Source organism: Bradyrhizobium sp. LMTR 3 (assembly GCF_001693485.1).
GTDB lineage: Bacteria > Pseudomonadota > Alphaproteobacteria > Rhizobiales > Xanthobacteraceae > Bradyrhizobium.
On record NZ_MAXC01000002.1, the window covers coordinates 196,777 to 215,353 of the forward strand.

The 18,577-nt window shown below is 64.0% G+C and carries 18 protein-coding genes; 10 read left to right on the forward strand and 8 right to left on the reverse strand.

Annotated elements, in window-relative coordinates; all coding sequences use genetic code 11:
* Nucleotides 1–4 precede the first annotated feature (4 nt).
* Both LMTR3_RS02525 and LMTR3_RS02530 read right to left on the reverse strand, forming a co-directional pair.
* Complete coding sequence (locus LMTR3_RS02525) at nt 5–517, reverse strand: DUF992 domain-containing protein (protein ID WP_065743511.1); 513 nt, start codon at nt 515–517, stop codon at nt 5–7.
* 223 nt (nt 518–740) lie between these two features.
* On the reverse strand, nt 741–1,943 hold the full coding sequence (locus LMTR3_RS02530; protein WP_057842306.1) for a pyridoxal phosphate-dependent aminotransferase: 1,203 nt from the start codon (nt 1,941–1,943) through the stop codon (nt 741–743).
* Between the two features lie 192 nt (nt 1,944–2,135).
* Here LMTR3_RS02530 and LMTR3_RS02535 point away from each other — a divergent pair, with 192 nt between their 5' ends.
* From LMTR3_RS02535 to LMTR3_RS02545, 4 genes are all read left to right on the forward strand, one after another.
* Nucleotides 2,136–3,365 (forward strand): glycosyltransferase family 87 protein, encoded by a 1,230-nt coding sequence (locus LMTR3_RS02535; protein WP_065743512.1) that lies wholly within the window; start codon nt 2,136–2,138, stop codon nt 3,363–3,365.
* A gap of 201 nt (nt 3,366–3,566) precedes the next feature.
* Nucleotides 3,567–4,220, forward strand: coding sequence for a glutathione S-transferase family protein (locus tag LMTR3_RS02540; protein WP_065743513.1), 654 nt, complete (start codon nt 3,567–3,569; stop codon nt 4,218–4,220).
* Nucleotides 4,221–4,411: 191 nt separating this feature from the next.
* The gene (locus LMTR3_RS38310) at nt 4,412–4,585 is read left to right on the forward strand and encodes a hypothetical protein (protein ID WP_176721808.1); all 174 of its coding nucleotides are present in this window, start codon (nt 4,412–4,414) and stop codon (nt 4,583–4,585) included.
* A gap of 71 nt (nt 4,586–4,656) precedes the next feature.
* Nucleotides 4,657–5,817, forward strand: a complete 1,161-nt coding sequence (locus LMTR3_RS02545; protein ID WP_065743514.1) for a PQQ-dependent sugar dehydrogenase — start codon at nt 4,657–4,659, stop codon at nt 5,815–5,817.
* Nucleotides 5,818–5,838: 21 nt separating this feature from the next.
* Here LMTR3_RS02545 and LMTR3_RS02550 read toward each other — a convergent pair whose 3' ends face one another.
* A complete protein-coding gene (locus LMTR3_RS02550; RefSeq protein ID WP_065743515.1) occupies nt 5,839–6,189 on the reverse strand; it encodes a DMT family protein in 351 nt (116 codons plus the stop codon).
* Nucleotides 6,190–6,392: 203 nt separating this feature from the next.
* Between LMTR3_RS02550 and LMTR3_RS02555 the strand changes: the two genes are divergently transcribed.
* The 3 genes from LMTR3_RS02555 to LMTR3_RS02565 all read left to right on the forward strand — a co-directional run bounded on the left by LMTR3_RS02555 (nt 6,393) and on the right by LMTR3_RS02565 (nt 8,975).
* Nucleotides 6,393–7,205: a PAS-domain containing protein gene (locus LMTR3_RS02555; protein WP_065743516.1), complete on the forward strand. Its 813-nt coding sequence runs from the start codon at nt 6,393–6,395 to the stop codon at nt 7,203–7,205.
* A 105-nt stretch (nt 7,206–7,310) separates the two neighbouring features.
* Nucleotides 7,311–7,772, forward strand: coding sequence for a GNAT family N-acetyltransferase (locus tag LMTR3_RS02560; protein ID WP_065743517.1), 462 nt, complete (start codon nt 7,311–7,313; stop codon nt 7,770–7,772).
* A gap of 264 nt (nt 7,773–8,036) precedes the next feature.
* Nucleotides 8,037–8,975: an aldo/keto reductase gene (locus LMTR3_RS02565; RefSeq protein ID WP_065743518.1), complete on the forward strand. Its 939-nt coding sequence runs from the start codon at nt 8,037–8,039 to the stop codon at nt 8,973–8,975.
* A 71-nt stretch (nt 8,976–9,046) separates the two neighbouring features.
* On the opposite strand, the gene LMTR3_RS02570 is transcribed toward LMTR3_RS02565, so the two are convergent.
* Nucleotides 9,047–10,291 (reverse strand): DUF1501 domain-containing protein, encoded by a 1,245-nt coding sequence (locus tag LMTR3_RS02570; RefSeq protein ID WP_502686594.1) that lies wholly within the window; start codon nt 10,289–10,291, stop codon nt 9,047–9,049.
* A complete protein-coding gene (locus LMTR3_RS02575) occupies nt 10,288–11,853 on the reverse strand; it encodes a DUF1800 domain-containing protein (protein ID WP_065743520.1) in 1,566 nt (521 codons plus the stop codon). The genes LMTR3_RS02570 and LMTR3_RS02575 overlap by 4 nt, the downstream gene beginning before the upstream one ends.
* Before the next feature lie 98 nt (nt 11,854–11,951).
* Here LMTR3_RS02575 and LMTR3_RS02580 point away from each other — a divergent pair, with 98 nt between their 5' ends.
* The 3 genes from LMTR3_RS02580 to LMTR3_RS02590 all read left to right on the forward strand — a co-directional run bounded on the left by LMTR3_RS02580 (nt 11,952) and on the right by LMTR3_RS02590 (nt 13,176).
* Nucleotides 11,952–12,149: a cysteine-rich CWC family protein gene (locus LMTR3_RS02580; protein WP_065743521.1), complete on the forward strand. Its 198-nt coding sequence runs from the start codon at nt 11,952–11,954 to the stop codon at nt 12,147–12,149.
* Complete coding sequence (locus LMTR3_RS02585) at nt 12,146–12,832, forward strand: HAD family hydrolase (protein ID WP_065743522.1); 687 nt, start codon at nt 12,146–12,148, stop codon at nt 12,830–12,832. Before LMTR3_RS02580 ends, LMTR3_RS02585 begins: the two co-directional genes overlap by 4 nt.
* A 164-nt stretch (nt 12,833–12,996) precedes the next feature.
* A complete protein-coding gene (locus LMTR3_RS02590; RefSeq protein ID WP_176721809.1) occupies nt 12,997–13,176 on the forward strand; it encodes a hypothetical protein in 180 nt (59 codons plus the stop codon).
* A gap of 988 nt (nt 13,177–14,164) precedes the next feature.
* On the opposite strand, the gene LMTR3_RS39035 is transcribed toward LMTR3_RS02590, so the two are convergent.
* From LMTR3_RS39035 to uvrB, 3 genes are all read right to left on the reverse strand, one after another.
* Complete coding sequence (locus LMTR3_RS39035) at nt 14,165–14,332, reverse strand: hypothetical protein (RefSeq protein WP_245319710.1); 168 nt, start codon at nt 14,330–14,332, stop codon at nt 14,165–14,167.
* Nucleotides 14,333–14,452: 120 nt separating this feature from the next.
* Nucleotides 14,453–15,220, reverse strand: coding sequence for a DpnI domain-containing protein (locus LMTR3_RS02600; protein WP_065743525.1), 768 nt, complete (start codon nt 15,218–15,220; stop codon nt 14,453–14,455).
* A gap of 160 nt (nt 15,221–15,380) precedes the next feature.
* Nucleotides 15,381–18,530 carry an excinuclease ABC subunit UvrB gene (uvrB, locus tag LMTR3_RS02605; protein WP_084029382.1) on the reverse strand — a complete coding sequence of 1,050 codons (3,150 nt, stop codon included), beginning with the start codon at nt 18,528–18,530 and terminating at the stop codon, nt 15,381–15,383.
* Nucleotides 18,531–18,577: the final 47 nt, after the last annotated feature.

Sequence of the window (18,577 nt, forward strand, 5' to 3'; positions counted from 1 at the left end):
ATCCTCAACCGCGGCGGTGATGCCGGCGATGGTGCCGGCGCGGGCCGAACTGCACCGGCTGCAGCTCGAGGCCGGCGATGCCGGCGGCGACGTTCAGTCCGGTCTGGCCTTGCAGGCTGATCGGCTGCAGCGCATAGGCATTCGCCGGACCCCCCACCAGGAAGTTGCCGCCGCCGCCGACGCCGATCGATGCATTGGCGCCGACGCCGCCATAGCTGCCGGCGAGTTCGCCGCGCCCGAGCCGGCTGTTCGGCGCACTGACCGCCCAAGACAACTGGGTCTGCTCGGTGACACCGAGGTCGAGGCCGATGCGCTGCACGGTGGCGATGTAGGGTTCAGGCCGGCGGCCTTCGCTGCGGAACACGCATTCGAGGCTCGTCACCGAACCGACCACGAAGCCGACATTCTGGCCGCCCTGGCATTGCAGGATGCCGGCGCGAACCGGCGGCGCCGCGTCGGCGCTTGCGATCGGCGCGATCAGTGCCGCCGCGGCGAGTGTCAATGTCAGGAGTCGCATGTGTCCAAGTCTCCGCATGTTGATGAACAAATTTAGCGGAGCGGACAGGATGGAACCGCCGTGTCGAAAACATGGCGCTTCATCAAGAAGCCGTCAAAACATTGCGTGTGTTAGTTCACGCGCGATGTGATTTGACGGCCGTCCTTTTGACGCGATTGCTTGTTGCGAACCGCGACCCGTCCCGCATCAACGGCGGAACGGTCGTGTGCCGCGAAAACGCTTCTTATCGCAAATTGCCGCAGAAGCGTTGGATGCGCTTGCAGGCGTCTTCGAGATCGGAGGTCTTGGTCGCGTAGGAGATGCGGAACGCCGGGCCGAGGCCGAACGCGGAGCCCTGCACGACGGCGACGCCTTCGCTCTCGAGGAGCTCGGTGACAAAATCCTCGTCATTGGCAATCACCTTGCCCGAAGGCGAGGTCTTGCCGATGGTGCCGGCGCAGGACGGATAGACGTAGAACGCGCCTTCCGGCCGCGGGCACTCGATGCCCTTGGCCTGATTCAGCATCGAGACCACGAGGTCGCGGCGCTCCTTGAACATCTTGTTATGCACCGGGATGAAGTCCTGCGGACCGTTCAGCGCTTCGACGGACGCCCACTGCGCGATCGACGACGGGTTCGAGGTCGATTGCGACTGAATGGTCGCCATCGCCTTGATCAGGTCGGCCGGACCGCCGGCGTAACCGATGCGCCAGCCGGTCATGCAATAGGCCTTCGACACGCCGTTCACCGTCAGCGTGCGCTCGTAGAGTTTCGGCTCAACCTGCGCAGGCGTGGCAAACTGGAAGTCGTCATAGACCAGGTGCTCGTACATGTCGTCGGTCATCACCCAGACATGCGGATGCTTCACCAGCACGTCGGTGATCGCCTTGAGTTCGGCGCGCGTGTACGCGGCACCGGTCGGGTTCGACGGCGAGCACAGGATGATCCATTTGGTCTTCGGCGTGATCGCCTTTTCCAGATCCTCGGGCCGCAGCTTGAAGCCGCTCGACGCCGGGCAGACGACGGGGACCGACTCGCCGCCGGCCAGCGCGACCATTTCCGGATAGCTGACCCAGTATGGCGCCGGGATGATCACCTCGTCGCCGGGATTGAGGGTTGCCATCAGCGCATTGTAGAGCACCTGCTTGCCGCCGGTGCCGACGATGATCTGGTTCGGCTTGTAGGTCAGGCCGTTCTCGCGCTGGAACTTGTTGATGATGGCTTCCTTCAGCTCGGGAATGCCGCCGACATCGGTGTACTTGGTCTTGCCGGCCTCGATGGCGCGGATCGCCGCCAGCTTGATGTTGGCGGGCGTGTCGAAGTCCGGCTCGCCGGCGCCGAGGCCGATGACGTTGCGGCCCGCCGCTTTCAGCGCGCGCGCTTTGTCCGTGACCGCGATGGTCGCGGACGGCTTCACACGGGCGAGCGAGGCAGACAGGAAGGGCATCATCATCTCCTGGCAAACGTCGTGACTTCTGAAATTCACGACTCTTTTTGATGGGAACGCCGCACCCTAAGGCGCAGGGCGCTGCATCGCAAGAAGCTTGGCCAAATAACGGCGAACTTTAGGGAACGTTAAAGCTGGCTCGGTACGGTCGGAGCAATGTCGGCGCAATAATCGTAAAAATTCCGCGGTGAAATGACTCATATCTGGCAAGGGTTGCGATCCGGCGAGTGGCTGACGGCTTCGCGCATGCGCGCCTACAGCCTGATCCTGCTCGGCCTCTCGGTCCTGATCTTCGCCGGGTGGATCGCTGTTTCCGACGGCCTCATTGACCGCACGGGCCAGCCGATCGGAACCGATTTTTCGAACGTCTATGCGGCAGGATCGCTGACCTGGCAGGGCCGCGCCGCGGACGCCTATACGCCCGCGCTCCAGCACGCGGCAGAGATAGCGGTGTTCGATGGCCGCGACGTGCCGTTCTATGGCTGGCACTATCCGCCGTTCTTCTTTGCGATCGCCGTTCTGGTCGCCGCCCTTCCCTATGCCGGGGGACTGGCGCTCTGGCTGGTCGCCAGTTTTGCCGCCTATCTCGCAACGATCCGCGCCATCCTGCCGCGTCAGGAAACGTTGCTGGTCGCCGCCGCCTTCCCCGCCGTGCTCGTCAATGTCGGCCATGGTCAGAATGGATTTCTCACCGCAGCCCTGCTCGGCGGCGCGCTGCACTGGCTCGACCGGCGGCCATGGCTTGCCGGCATGCTGATCGGCTTGCTCGCCTACAAGCCGCAATTTGGCGTGCTGATTCCGATCGCGCTTCTGGCGGGCGGGCGCTGGCGCACCATCGGTGCCGCGACCGCCACCGTCGTCGCGCTGGTCATGGTAAGCTTCGCGATGCTCGGCAGCGGCATCTGGCATGCCTTTGCCGATTCACTGAATTTCACGCAGACCGTCATACTCGAACAGGGCGGCACCGGCTGGCAGAAAATCCAGTCGATCTTCTCGGCAGTCCGCGCATGGGGAGCGAACGTGCCGACAGCCTATGCGGCGCAGGCCTCGTTGTTCGCCTTGCTCGCCTCCAGCCTCGCCTGGCTGTGGCACAGCGATGCCGCCTTCGAGCTCAAGGCGGCCGCGCTGGCGCTGGGCAGCCTGCTCGCAACACCCTATGTGCTCGATTACGACCTCGTGGTGCTCGCGGTCGCGATCGCATTCTTTGCGCGGCACGGGCTGAACAACGGCTTTCGCGATTTCGAGATCAGCCTGCTCGCCGCGGCCTGGATCGTGCCGCTCTTGTCGCGCAGCATCGCCGGCGTCAGCTACATACCCTTAGGGCTCTTCGTGGAGCTGGCCTTCTATGCGCTCGTATTGCGGCGCGCGGCCCTCGACCGTGCGAGCCATGCGCTTGGTGCGACTCGCGTCGCGCAAGCGTGATCTTTGTTGTTCCGGCGTGTTGATGGAATCATTCTGCACGTGTGCAGTGCGGCAGAGGTTTTCGACTTTTTCCATTCCGCTGGACTTGCGGCGCAGTGATATCGGCATCATTGTTTAGCCGCGTTGCGGTGCGAACCGCTGACAGCGCGGGCGCGCAACTGCGGCGTGCGTGCTTCCTCGATCGGGGTGAAATCCAGGACGATGTACAAGCTCTATTCGATGCAGCGCTCCGGCAACAGCTACAAGGTCCGCCTTGCGCTGGCGCTGCTCAACGCGCCCTATGAGGCGATCGAAATCGACATTCTCCGTGGCGAAAGCCGCACGCCGGAGTTTCTGGAGAAGAATCCGAGCGGACAGGTGCCGCTGTTGGAGGTCGCCGAAGGACGCTACCTCGCTGAGTCCAACGCCATTCTCTGGTATGTCTGCGGCGGCACGTCGCTGGCGCCGGAGTCGCGGGTCGAGCGCGCCGAAGCGCTGCAATGGATGTTCTTCGAACAGCACGCGCTGGAGCCTAATATCGGCGCCGCTTATTTCTGGCTGTCGCTGGTCAAGGGTGGCCGCGACCTGCAGACCCATGCGCTTGAGGACTGGATGGAGCGCGGCTATGCCGCGCTTCAGGTGATGGAAAACCATCTCAAGACCCGCGCCTATTTCGCGGCCGGACAACTCACGGTCGCCGATATCGCACTGTACGGCTACACCCACGTCGCCGAGCGCTGCGACTACGACCTCGCGACCTTCCCTGCCATCCGCGCGTGGCTGCGGCGGGTCGAACAGACCCCCGGTTTCGTGACGATGGACTGGCGGCCGGAGACCGAGGTCGACGACCAGGCCGGCATCGCCGCCGGTGCATAGCCACCCTCGCCCTTCTCACTTTCGCGCGAGCACCCCGCCAAAAGTTAACAATAGCGGGCATAACGTTAACCTTTGCCGCGATTCCGCCATTTTCAGCCTCCGATCGCCGCAATGTTGCCGGTGATCGTTGCAAGATTTTCCTGACGTCGTGAGTCGCGGGTGATTCGTCCCGCGTTACAAGGATTTAGGCTATGATGCGGTCACCCGGCGCGGTCGGCTTCGAGAGCAGCCGCGCGCCCGTCGCTTCTTCCCGGTTGCTTGGTGCCATCGCCACCTCGCTTGCGATCGGCACACTATCGCTTTGCCTCGTGGTCACCCTGACGGTGCTATCGATCAAGGCCACCGTCGCGATGCCCATTCCGTGACAGGTCCAGCCTTTTTGTTTGCATCATTGGACTAGCGAAGCGCGATGATCAGCATCGCGATGTAGACAAAAATGAAGACACCCGTCGGCCTAGTTACCGTCGCCTTGACGGTAGCGATCCTGCTCGCCGTCTCCTTCCTGATCGCCACCGGCACGCGCGGCGAAGAGCCGGCGTTCGACTCGTCGGCGGGCGAACTCGAGGTTCGCACCATTGCGAGGGGCCTCGTCAATCCGTGGGCGCTGGCATTCCTGCCCAATGGAACGATGCTGGTGACCGAGCGTCCCGGCCGCATGCGCCTCGTCAGCGCGGAGGGCCAGGTCTCGCCGCCGCTCAAGGGACTGCCTGACGTGTGGGCCTCAGGCCAGGGCGGCCTGCACGATGTCGTCACCGACAAATCCTTTGCACAGAACCGGACCATCTATTTCTGTTACGCCGAACGGACCGCGGGTGGCGGCCGCACCACGGCCGCGCGCGCGAAACTGAGCGACGACAATGGCCGTCTCGACGAGGTCAAGATCATCTTCCGCCAGCAGGGCCCGCTATCGTCAGGCAATCACTATGGCTGCCGCATCGCGCAGACCGACGACGGCAATCTGTTCGTGGCGCTCGGCGATCACTTCACCCATCGCGACCAGGCGCAGAATCTCGGCAATCATCTCGGCAAGCTGATCCGGATCGCGCCCGACGGTTCGGTGCCCCCAGGCAATCCGTTCGCCGGCCGCAGTGATGCCAAGCCGGAAATTTGGAGTTACGGGCACCGCAACGTGCAGGCGCTCGCAATCAATCCGGCGAGCGGCGAGCCCTGGGAAATCGAGCACGGACCGCGCGGCGGCGACGAGGTCAATGTCGTCGGCAAGGGCAAGAATTACGGCTGGCCGGTGATCGGCTACGGCATCGATTATTCCGGCGCGAAAATCCACGAGAGCACGGCGAAGGACGGCATGGAGCAGCCGGTCAAATATTGGGTGCCGTCGATCGCGCCGTCAGGCATGGCCTTCTACACCGGAAAGCTGTTTCCGAAATGGAACGGCAGCCTGTTTACCGGCGCGCTGCGCGGCGCGATGCTGGTGCGGCTAACGCTGAACGGCAACGCGGTGACGTCGGAGGAACGCCTGCTGCAGAACCTGCACGAGCGTATCAGGGACGTGCGTCAGGGGCCGGACGGCGCACTGTGGCTGCTCACAGATAGTTCGAACGGACGGGTATTGCGGGTGGCGCCGGCCGTGAAATGACGACGATCTGAACAAAAGCGCTCACCATTTGTGGAAGATCAGAAACGCACCCGCGGCGATGAGGAGAAAGCCGAGTGCGTGATTCCACCCTAGCGGCTCCTTCAGATAGAGCACCGAGAAGCAGGCGAACACCACCAGCGTGATCACCTCCTGCATGGTCTTGAGCTGCGCCGCCGAGTACACCGCGCTGCCCCAGCGGTTGGCCGGCACTGCCAGCCAGTATTCGACGAAGGCGATCCCCCAGCTTGCCAGCACGACCATTGGCAATGGGCTTTCCTTGAATTTCAGATGGCCGTACCAGGCAAAGGTCATGAAGATGTTGGAGGCAAACAGCATCAGGATCGGCAGCAGCGTCGGCGAAACAGTGGGCATCGATGTCCTCTTGCAAAAATGTCGAGCAGCTCAATGGTCGGGGGCGGTACCACGTTCCTTAACTCGATATCATTTGATTTCAAAAATGCGAAAGTCTTACGCATGCGCGCAACGCTCTCTTAGGACTGGCGGCAGAAAGGTGTGCACAATCGCAACAATCAGGCATGCTTGCGTCTTATTCCCGGCAAGTAGCGAGAACGGGCATGCAGTTAGACTGGCGCGCAATCTCCGGTCCGGCTCTCACGGCAGCGACGGCGATGATCGCCTTCGTTGTCGACCGACACTTCGTTGCAGTCCCCAATCCCGCGCCGCTATTCGTCTGCATCGTCGCCTTTGCCGCTTCCATCAGCGGCATCGTCTCCGGCATGGCCAGCGCCATCATAGCGGTGGCGTCGTCAGCGCTGTTCTTCCTCAACCATCGCGCTACGCCCGGTTACGACATGTCCGACCTGGCGCGCATGCTGCTGCTGGCGGCGACTGCCGGCGGCACTGCGCTGATCACAGGCTTGTTGCGGAAAAGATGGGTCGATGCGTTCGCATGGGAGAAGAAGCATCACGCTACCGCGGACCGCCTGTCGGCCGCGCTCGATCAGGTCGATATCGGCATCGTGCTGCTCGATTCCGCCACCCGCGCCGAATTCATCAGCCGCGCGTTCCGCGATTATTTCAAGCTGTCCGACGAGCAGGCCGACAGCAAGCCGCCCTTCATTGCGCTGATGTATCACGGCCGCGACACCGGCGCCTGGCAACTGCCGGAGGACGAGTTGAGCGCCTTCATCGCCAAGCGCACCGAGATGATACGAACGGGCGATTCCACGCCGATCAACCTCGATCTCGCGGATGGACAGGTGCTGCGCTTCACCTGCACGGCGCTTCCCGACGGCGGACGCATGCTGAGCTACACGCCGGTCACCGACCTCGTTCGCCACACCGACGATCCCGGCAGCACGGAGTATTATCGCGCGCTGCGCGGCAGCCATCGCAGCCTCGCGAAGCACCTCGGCGCCGCGGAGTAGCGAAGCGACAAGTTGATCGTCTCCTGTCACATCTGTAATAATCAACAGACATCCCTCCTTCCGGCGTCCCTGACGCGCCATCTCTCAACCAAAACGGAATCGCGCATGCCCGGCGATCTCACCATCCGCTTCGTCACCCGCCAGGACTACGCGCAATGGCTTCCGCTATGGGACGGCTACAACGCCTTCTATGGCCGTTCGGGCGCGACCGCGCTGGCGCCCGAGATCACGGCGATGACATGGGCGCGCTTCTTCGATGCTTATGAGCCGATGCATGCGCTGGTGGCCGAGAGCGGCGGAGAACTGCTCGGCCTGACGCATTATCTGTTTCACCGCTCTACGACCATGATCGAGCCGAACTGCTATCTGCAGGACCTCTTCACCAAGACGGCAGCGCGCGGCAAGGGCGTCGGCCGTGCTCTCATCGATGGCGTATACGAGCAGGCCAGGCGCGCAGGATGTTCCCGCGTCTATTGGCATACGCACGAGACCAACCACACCGCGATGCAGCTCTACGACAAGGTGGCAGACCGCTCCGGCTTCGTCGTGTACCGAAAGATGCTCTGAGGCATGGCTTTCGGCCGGCCTGTGGATAAGTTCTGCTGTCACTCGCGCGTAACAAAGCGCAGCTAGCCTGCCCCTGCGTCTGATCAGGCCCCCCGTCTCAGATCACGCGCCCCAGCGGTCCCCGTCAGTCGCCGCGTCTGACCGGGGCCGCATCTTTTTGCGCCGCATGGCTGCCAAGCGCGGGCGCTGGTCCGCTTTTCTTGCGGGCCGAAGCCGTGCGCGCCACAATGCGCCCTCCTCCCGCTCTTCCCACAGGATCGATCCATGCAAATTCGCAACCTCGGCGGCTCCGGCCTGCGTGTCTCCGCCGTCGGCCTCGGCTGCAACAATTTCGGCCAGCGCACCGATCTGGAGACCTCGCGCAAGGTCATCCACAAGGCGATCGACCTCGGCATCACCCTGTTCGACACCGCCGACATCTATGCAGGCATGGGCGGCTCCGAGACCGTGCTCGGCACCGTGCTCGGCGATCGCCGCAAGGATATCGTGCTGGCGACGAAATACGCGAAACCGATGGCGGCCGACGGCACCAGGCAGGGCGCCTCGCGCCGCTACATCATGTCCGCGGTCGAGGCCAGCCTGAAGCGGCTGAAGACCGACTACATCGATCTCTACCAGCAGCATGAATACGATCCCCTGACGCCGATGGAAGAGACGCTGCGCGCGCTCGACGATCTCGTGCGCCAAGGCAAGGTCCGCTACATCGGCAATTCGAACTTCCCGGCCTGGCGCATCGCGGAAGCCGAAATGATGGCGCGGCAGATGAACGTCAACCGCTTCGTCTCCTGTCAGGATGAATACAGCCTCGTGGTGCGCGGCATCGAGAAGGATTTGCTGCCGGCGGCGCAGGAATACAAGCTCGGCCTGCTGCCATTCTTCCCGCTGGCGAGCGGCCTCCTTACCGGCAAGTACAAGCGCGGCACTAATGCCCCCGCCGACACCCGCTTCGCCAAGGCGCCGGCGCTGAAGGACCGCTACGTCACCGCGCGCAACGAGGACATCGTCGAGAAACTCCAGGCGTTCGCGATGGAGTGCGGCCACACCATGCTCGAACTCGCCTTCTCCTGGCTGGCCCAGCGCCCGCAAGTCGCCAGCGTCATCGCCGGCGCCACCCGCGTCGAACAGGTCGAGCAGAACGTGAAAGCGATCGGCTGGACGCTGAGCGCGGAGGAAATGGCGGAGGTGGATCGGATTACGAAGTAGGTCTCGTCATTCCGGGATGCGCCGAAGGCGCAGGCCCGGAATGACGGCATTCTTCCAGGGCCGAGAAGAGATTAAGCAACCAGCCCGTGCATCGGCTTCACCTTGGCGCTCTCCGGGAACACGCTCTCCGCCAACACCTTCTCGGCCAGCCCGAACTGATCCTTCAGCACGCCTTTCATCACCGCGCGCAGATCGGTGGTCGGCGCGAGGTCGCGGCCCTGATGGAGGCTCGCCGGCTTCAGCCCCGGCCAGTCCGCGATCACCCGCCCGCCGTTCACCGCGCCGCCGGCGAGCAGCGCGACCGTGCCGGTGCCGTGATCCGTGCCTTGCGTGCCGTTGATGCGCGCGGTGCGGCCGAACTCGGTGGCGACCACGATCACCGTGTCGCGCCAGCGCGGTCCCAGCGCAGTTTCGAATTCGGCGAGTGCGCCGTCGAGCCCACCGAGCAGTTGCGCCAGCCGGCCGATCGGGCCGCCTTCATTGGCATGGGTGTCCCAGCCGTCGAAGGCGAGCGCGCCGATCCGCGGGCCATTGTCGGCCGCCATCAATCGGGCCGCGCCGCGCGCCGCCAGCCGCATTGCGGCCACGCCGCCGGTGCCGGGCTTTGGTTTCATGTCGTCGCCCTGCGCGGCCTTGTCGAACGCGATGCCCTGCTTCAGCGCCGAGCCCAGCGCGGCGTCGCGGTGCTGATAGAGGTCGAGCAACCGCATCGCGGTGTCCTCGCTGGCCTGCGGCAACGCGAGCGGCGCCCAGCCGACGGTCGGCGCCGCGCCGCGCAGCACCAGCGGCGTGATCGGGCCGACTGCGAGCCCGCTCGCCACCCGCTCGCCCTTCGGCAGGCCTTCCAGCGCGCGGTTGAGCCAGCCGGACTGTACCCGGCCGGGGCCGGCAAAGCCGCTCTCGAGCACGTCCTGCCCGTCGAAATGCGAGCGGTCGCGATAGGGCGTCGCCACCGCGTGGATCACCGCGGCCTTCTTCTCGCGATACATCCGCGAAAATTCCGGCATCGCCGGATGCAGCGAGAAGAAATTGTCGAGCGGCAGCGCCGCGTTCGGCCCGCTCGTCGACAGCGCGATTGCGCCGTGCAGGCCGGCGTAGTCAGGATCGGCTGTTGGAGCGATGGTGGCGAGCCCGTCGAGCGCGCCGCGCAGGATCACGAGCACCAGCCGCGGATCGCGGCCGTCGGCTGCGCGCGCGAACTTCGGCAGGTAGGCCCACGCCGCAAAGGAGGCGCCGCCGAGCAGCAAGGCACGCCGCGTCGTCGGCAATGATCGCATGTCTTCACAGCAACCCATCCTCGTTTCCATGGACGTCATCTCCTCTGGAATTCCGGCGACATCAACAACAGCGCCAGCGCCTGCTGCCGCGATTCCGCGCGCTCGACGGTCCGCCGCGTTTCCACTGACGCGGTGTCGGCGGCTGCGAGCTCGAGCAGGTCGCGCGGATCGACGCCCTCGGCGAGCCTTGATGCAATCTGGGTAGAGATATCGAGGCGCAGTTTCATGCCCTCCGGCGCCAGCCATGCCGCGTTGCTATCGGGAAAACCGTTCGGCCCGGCCGGCGACCATAATGGCTGACCGAGCGCCCTCAGGCCGGCGAGATAGAGGTTGGGATTGTTCGGAACCTGCGCCAGCAGCCGGCCGGCCGCGACGAGAAATTCGTAAGGCGAGCGGATCTTGCTGAGCGGCGCGCTCCAGGCCTCGTCGGAATCGACCAGCGCCAGCGCCAGCGCCTTTAGATCGCCGCCGGTTTTCGTGAAGACATCGGCGAGCCGCGCCACCAGCGCGGCCGGCGGATCGTCTGATACGAAATGGCGCGCGAATTTTCCCGCGATGAACTTCGCCGTCGAGGGATGCCGCGCGATATCCGCCAGCACCGCCTCGCCCTGCGCCACGCCTCCGGCATCGTAGACCTTGCCCATCACCCGCTGCGCGCCCGGCTGGTGCGCATTGGCATTGAACACGAAGGTGCCGGGCGCGCCGAGCTGGCCCAACCTTCCCGCATAGGTCCAGCCCGTGATGACGTTCGCCAGCGACGTCACGTCATCCTGCGAATAGCCGCCGCCGACGCCGAGCGTATGCAACTCGAGTATCTCGCGCGCGAGATTTTCGTTCAGTCCGCGGTTGCGGTTTTTCCCGGCGCGGGAATCCGGGCCCAGCGATTGCTGGTTGTCGAGGAAGAACAGCATCGCCGGATGCTGCTCGACCGCCTTCAGCATGTCGGCGAAGCGTCCGAGCACATGCGGCCGAATCGCCTCGCGCTCGAACGAGCCGGCCCACATCCGCGCCGGCCCGCCCTTGTTGGCGGAAATGCAGAAATGATTCGACCAGAACACGACAAGCCGCTCGGCAAATCCGCCATCGGCGATGACGGCGCGCTGCAGCCGCGCCAGCGCCTCGGCGCGAAAGGTTTTCTGGATGATGTTGAGCGGTTGTGGCGCAGGCTTTGGCGCATTGGGCTGCATCGCTTCCGCCGGTGCCATTGCGCCGGGATTCTCCGCCGGCTTGGCCTGTGGCTCCCTGGGTGACTCCTTGGGCGCCATCTCCATGGCGATGCCGTTGAGCGACAGGTTTCGCCGCTGGCCCTTGGCCTCCAGCCGCGGCGATGCGCCTTCGCCTGCCGCCGGCGGCGCGGCCGATTTGGCGGCCTCGCGCGCCTGCTGGATTTCGAACTGATAGTCGAACACTGCCTTGCCGAGCGCGGGCGTCGACTGCAGCCCCGGCACTTCGAGCAGCACGCGATTGGGACGGCCGAGTTCCGCCTTGACGAAACCGCGCGGATCGGACGCGGCGTCGAGAACATCGCCGGATGCTCCGCCGCGCGCGCCGAAGCCGAAGCGATTGAGCGCAACGAGGGCTGCTTGCGAATCGCGAGCCATCGGATTTCCCTTAGAATTTTCCAGGCGTATAGTGGCGAAGTATAACGCGCCTCAGTGTGAACCCGGGATTAATTCCGCGTCAGGATTCAGCCTCGTTAATGACAGATCGTTTGCAAAATGCGCCCTCGCGCCGCCTCGCCTGCGCAGGCTGCGGCAACGAATTCGGCTGCAACCTGTCCGGCCCCTGCTGGTGCAACGACGAGAGGTTCCGCCTGCCGATGCCGGTGGACGGCAGCGATTGTCTCTGCCCGGACTGCCTGCGCAAACTCGCCGGCCAGCGCGCGGGTGCGGCGTGAGCGGGAAGTGGAACGTCGGCGCCGTCCTGCTCGACATGGACGGCACGCTGCTCGACACCGAGCGGGTCTATTTCGACAGCCTGGTCGCAGCGCTCACCGCGCATGGCTACACTGACGACGCCGTAACGCTGTGCCAGGCGATGGTCGGCCTGCCCGGTCCGGAGTGCGAGGCCCTGCTGCATGCGCGCTACGGGGATGGCTTTCCGCTTGCGGAAGTCAGCCGTGCCTTCGTCAGCAACCGCAATGACATTCTCGGCGCAGGCCTGCCGCTGAAGAGCGGCGCGATCGAACTTTTGGATGCGCTGCGGGCGGCGGAATGTCCGATGGCGATCGTCACCTCCTCGTCGCTGCGCACGGCGAATGCGCATCTCAAGCTCGCCGGCATCCGCCACCGTTTCGAAACGCTGTTGACCTGCGACGACGTCGCCCGCGGCAAGCCGAGTCCGGATCTGTATCTGCTCGCGGCGTCGCGGTTCGGCCTGAAGCCGGAGGCTTGCGTGGCCGTGGAGGATTCCAACCACGGCGTGGCCGCCGCGCATGCCGCGGGCGCGATTACCATCATGGTGCCCGACATGGTGACGCCGACTGAGGAGTCGCGCGCGCGATGCGCGGCAGTGGTGCCGGATCTGAACGCGGTACTGGCAATGCTGCGCGAGCGTGGCGCGCTAACGCGAAGCCGCTAGCAGCCGTCATCGCGAGCAACGCGACTTGTCCGCCGAAGCCTTGGCGAAGGCGGAAACCGCTACCCATAGCGCCACAAGCGGAGGCATGGATTGCGCCGCCGCTCCCCGCGGAACGATTTCGCCAAGGCCAGCGTTGTCCTTTTCCGTTGATAACGGAGACCATGATGACAAAGACCGCGCCTCCGATTCCCCCGGACAATCGGAGCCCCAAGGGCCCCGGCAGCGCGCCCCAAGTGCCGCTCGATACCACCAAGGGCCATCGCGACGACGAGAAGAACAACATCCGCGAACAGGCCGCGCACGGCAATCTGACGCAGAACACCAGCCACCGGCGGTCGGGGTAAGGGCCGATCCCTGCTGCATTCTCGATGTCGTCCCTGCGAAAGCAGGGACCCATAACCACCGGCAGAAGTTTTACGAAAGGCGTCTTCCAAGCTGCCCTATCGAGAGATCACGCGGTATGGGTCCCTGCGTTCGCAGGGACGACAATCAGTGTGCCGCGCTCGATTTCGAAATTTCAAACAGCCGTCACCCGTGAAGGTGATCCCACAAGACACGCCTCCACGCTCTCGCGGCGCGAAGCGCCCGAAGTCATGCGATCGGCGATGCCCTCGAAATCGAAGAGGGCGCAGGGAAAGCCGGGTGCCCAAACACCCGCAGTCGTGCGCAAAAATGCACACGGCGGACTGCAGGTGCGCCGGAACACCCGGCCTTCCCTGCGCAATGGTTTTACGGCTTATACCGCGCTCTCCCCGGAGCCGAATTCCTCTGGCCTCCGTCGCTGACGGATTGACGATCGATCGAGACCCGGTTGTGTCAGATCAATCTCCGCCAGCTTGACACCAGCAACGGGTGCCAGGACCACACGGCTTTGCCGTCCGCGGCTTCCTCGACCAGAATGTTTCGATCGGCCCGTATGCTGCCAAACCGAAGTTCTGGTCGAAGCGTTTAAGCGCCGGTCGTCTGCGCGCCGTTCTTTTCGCTCACAGGCCAAAGCCCGCCCTGCGACCACGTGCGCGCCCGACGCTGCCGCGTCCATCGCCTCCCGCGCCCAACGTCCGTGACGATCGCGATACGCCCCTCTAGCGGGTGCGGGATGGCGGAAGTTGTAGGCGTGATTTGGGGTAATTGCGAAGCGGTTTATTTTTGCGGGCAAGACTGGACCAAGCCATGCCTGATTTGCCCGGCCAGCAGCGCAATCGGTAGTGGTGGCCTCCAGTAGGCGTTGCTAGTTGGCTTTCTCCACCCGTCATTCCGGGGCGAGCAAAGCTCGAACCCGGAATCTCGAGATTCCGGGTCTGGTCCTTCGGACCATCCCGGAATGACAAAGCGTCATTGGTCGGCGGCCAGAAACTCCAACGCCTTCTCTCGGGTCGGAAAGCGGCCAAGTTCGCGATAGTCCGGATCGTGTTCCGCTGTTTCCGGCGACCACAGGACGACGAACTCCTTGCCCTCTTGCTCAGTAAGCGTGGTCAGTTCCTCGCTTTCATAGGGTGTCATATCCCGCGCGCCACAATGCGGGCATGTGTCGTCGCACATGCAGGACCATTCATCGGCCCATCGACGTCTGCAACGGTCGCATCTGTAGTGATTCAGAAACCACGCCATGGGCCGACTTCCCTAATACCGCAGACGATAATTCCCGCGCGAAACGAATTCAATAAACCCGCGGTCGCGCAGATATTGAAGCTGCTGCCGAATCTTCGGCCTGACGTTCTGGTTGCCGGGGTAGAGATCGCCGAGGTGCCGTTCGAAAGCGTAGACCTCATCAAGCGTGAAGTCTCGCTTGCCAAGCGACTCCACGCACTTCATCACATCCAGCAACCAGCCGCGCGTTTCCGGAGATTCGTTTCTGAGGAAGAGGGTCTTTTGCCATTCTTCGAGGACGGTGTCCTTCGGACGAATGACGCCATCCTTCACGATATGAATCTTGCCGGATTCGGGTACGCGAGACAGGATGATATTCGATCCTATCCAGCCAGCCCGTCTGGCCGTAGCGGCAAGAGGCTTCCGCTCTTCGATAATCTCGCGGACGAAGAAGTGCTTCGGTACGATCAGGAGATTGACGACGGAAAATGATCTGGCATCGTAGTTCATCAGCAGCAAATTCGGATTGTTGCTGGCCGCCAGCCGTTCGCATTTTGTCTTGTATGCGCCGTCGGCGACCTTCGCGCCGAACTTGCCCTTCTGGCTTTTCAGTTCGAATTCCTCGCTGCACGATCCGCAGAGGAAATCGGCGAGCGGGCTGTTATTCGGAAATTGCGACATCTTCGTATGGCCGCAGTGCGGGCAATACGCCCAAGCGCTGACCCATGCTTCGGTCCATGCACGCGCCTTCTGCGTGCCGCTAGTGTAGGCCAATTGGGATTCTTCGAAGCCGAGTTTCATGCGCGGAGGGTAGCGCATTTAGGCCTGATTGCCAGAGCATCTCGACCCTAGACTGAAGGTTGATGTTACGTCATTGCGAGGAGCGATAGCGACGAGGCAATCCATGCGTCCGCTTGTGCTGAGATGGATTGCTTCGCTGCGCTCGCTATGACGGCCGACCCTACCTCTTCTTCCACCCGCCCCGATGCCCAGGCGCACCTCCGCTCGAACGCGGCGCCGGCCCGAACTCCGGCCCGGACTGCCGCGAATCCGTTGGCTGGAAGATTTTGCTGCCGCTGCCGATCTCGGGCTTGCGCGGTTTGGCGCCGCTGGGGCGGTAGGGCAAGGATTCCGGGCCGTGCATTTCGTCGAGGTGGGGTTTGTGGATTTTGGAGGTGCTGGCACCGCCTTGTGGAGAGAACCCCTCACCCCGCCCCTCTCCCCGTGAAGGACGGGGAGAGGGAGAAGAACCGCGGCTGGCTTTGAGGGCTGACTGCACGCCTTTCTTTTTCATGGCGCTGACGGGGAGGTTCGCGGCCTCGCCGTATTTCCGTGTACCCGCATAAGCGCCAGCCTTGCCCTGCACGGCGCGCTGTTTGGCGGTGGGGTCGTCGACCACGGCCATTTCCGTCGCGCGGAGGCGCTTGACTTCGTCGCGCAGTCTCGCCGCTTCCTCGAAGTTCAGATCGGCGGCGGCTTCGCGCATGCGGGTTTCGAGGTCGTTGAGCACGGCCTCGAAATTGTGGCCGATCGAGATGACGTCGTCCGCCATGCCGCCGTCGCCGATCTCGACCAGCACGTGGTCGCGCTCGTAGACGGAGTTGAGGATGTCGCCGATCGATTTCTTCACGCTCTCCGGCGTGATGCCGTTGGCGGTGTTGTATTCGACCTGCTTTTCGCGGCGGCGGTTGGTTTCGGCGATGGCGCGTTCCATCGAGCCGGTCATCTGGTCGGCGTAGAGGATCACCTTGCCGTCGACATTGCGCGCGGCGCGGCCGATGGTCTGGATCAGCGAGGTCTCGCTGCGCAAAAAGCCTTCCTTGTCGGCGTCGAGGATCGCGACCAGCGCGCATTCGGGAATGTCGAGGCCCTCGCGCAACAAATTGATGCCGACCAGCGCGTCGAACGCGCCGAGACGCAAGTCTCTGATAATCTCGATACGCTCAATCGTGTCGATATCAGAGTGCATGTAGCGCACGCGAATGCCCTGCTCGTGCAGATATTCGGTGAGGTCTTCCGCCATGCGCTTTGTGAGTACCGTGATCAGCGAGCGATAACCCGCGGCAGCGGTGGCGCGGACTTCGCCGACGAGATCGTCGACCTGCGTGCGCGCCGGACGAATGTCGACCGGCGGATCGATCAAGCCCGTGGGACGGATCACCTGCTCGACGAATACGCCGCCGCTTTCGTTCAGCTCCCAGCCGCCGGGCGTCGCCGACACCGCGACCGATTGCGGGCGCATCATGTCCCATTCCTCGAACCGCAGCGGGCGGTTGTCCATGCAGGAGGGCAGCCGAAAACCATATTCGGCGAGCGTCGCCTTGCGCCGGAAGTCGCCGCGGAACATGCCGCCGATCTGCGGCACGGTGACGTGGCTTTCGTCGGCGAACACCAGCGCGTTGTCGGGCACGTATTCGAACAGCGTCGGCGGCGGCTCGCCAGGGCGGCGCCCGGTGAGGTAGCGCGAATAGTTCTCGATGCCGGCGCAGCTTCCGGTCGCTTCCATCATTTCGAGGTCGAAGGTGGTGCGCTGCTCCAGCCGCTGCGCTTCCAGGAGACGCCCCTGGTTGTTGAGCTCGTCGAGCCGCAGCTTCAGCTCGGACTTGATCGACTTGATCGCCTGCACCAGCGTCGGCCGCGGCGTCACATAGTGCGAGTTGGCGTAGATCTTGATGAATTCGAGATCGTCCTGCTTGTGGCCGGTGAGCGGATCGAACTCCTCGATATTTTCGACGGTGTCGCCGAACAGGTTCACGCGCCAGGCGCGGTCCTCGTAGTGCGCCGGGAAGATGTCGATGACGTCGCCGCGCACGCGAAAGGTGCCGCGGGTGAAATCGGCCTGCGTGCGCTTGTATTGCAGCGCGACGAGGTCGGCGATCAACTGCCGCTGGTCGATGCGCTCGCCCTTCTTCAGCGCAAAGGTCATCGCGGTGTAGGTTTCGACCGAGCCGATACCGTAGATGCACGACACGGACGCCACGATGATGACGTCGTCGCGCTCCAGCAGCGCGCGCGTCGCCGAATGGCGCATGCGGTCGATCTGTTCGTTGATGGACGAGTCCTTTTCGATGTAGGTGTCGGTGCGCGGGACGTAAGCCTCGGGCTGGTAGTAGTCGTAGTAGGAGACGAAGTACTCGACCGCGTTGTCGGGGAAAAAGTTCTTGAACTCGCCATAGAGCTGCGCGGCCAGCGTCTTGTTCGGCGCGAGAATCAGGGCCGGGCGCTGCGTCGCCTCGATCACCTTGGCCATGGTGTAGGTTTTTCCGGAGCCGGTGACGCCGAGCAGCACCTGGGTGCGGTCGTTGCGGCTGATGCCCTCGACCAGTTCGGCGATCGCGGTCGGCTGGTCGCCCTTCGGCTGGTATTCGGATTTGATCTCGAAACGCACGCCGCCTTCGGATTTCTCCGGGCGCGGCGGCCGGTGCGGCGTCCAGACCTTGAGCTGGCCGTTATCGCCGCGAAATTCGGGACGGCCATCGCGGATCAGGCTCTCCAGCGCATCGGCAGTGGCTTTGACGCCGAGCGCTTCCATCTTGTTGCGCGGCGGGCGCGCGAGCGCTTCCTCGTCGTCTTCCGCGGTCGGCAGGCCGAGTTGGCGCGCGAGCTCAGGATCGAGGGTCGGGATGGTGGCCGCGGTGCCGTAGTTGGCTTGGGGGGATTCGTCGAGTTCTGAATTTGCGGAGGCACCCCCACCCCGACCCTCCCCCGCACGCGGGAGAGGGGGCGCTGGTGGCGCGTTCACGGAATCATTCTCGCCGCTTGTATCTGGCGCTTGACGCCTGGAGCCCTCTCCCGCTTGCGGGGGAGGGTTGGGTGGGGGTGCCTCCACGAGTCGCGGCCGCGCCGTATCGCGCTTCGCAACTTGTGAACTCGTTCCCTTGGTCGACGCGCGCGCGCGATGCGCGGCGGCCTCGCCGCCGGCGCGGCGGTCCCAGGAATTGTCCGGCGGCGGCTGCAGGCCGGTGCCCGAGCCCATGCCGGCATCGCCGCGGTTGATGGCGGGATTGAGCAGTTCCGCCAGCGCCGGTCCGATTGGTTGCACCTCGGGCCGGTGCGCCTTGGATTTCGGGGTTTTGCCTGATTTTCGGGGAGCGTCTGGTTTCTTCGCCATGCGGCGAATATGGGACGAGTCAGCCGGTGAGAAAAGGGCAAATGGCC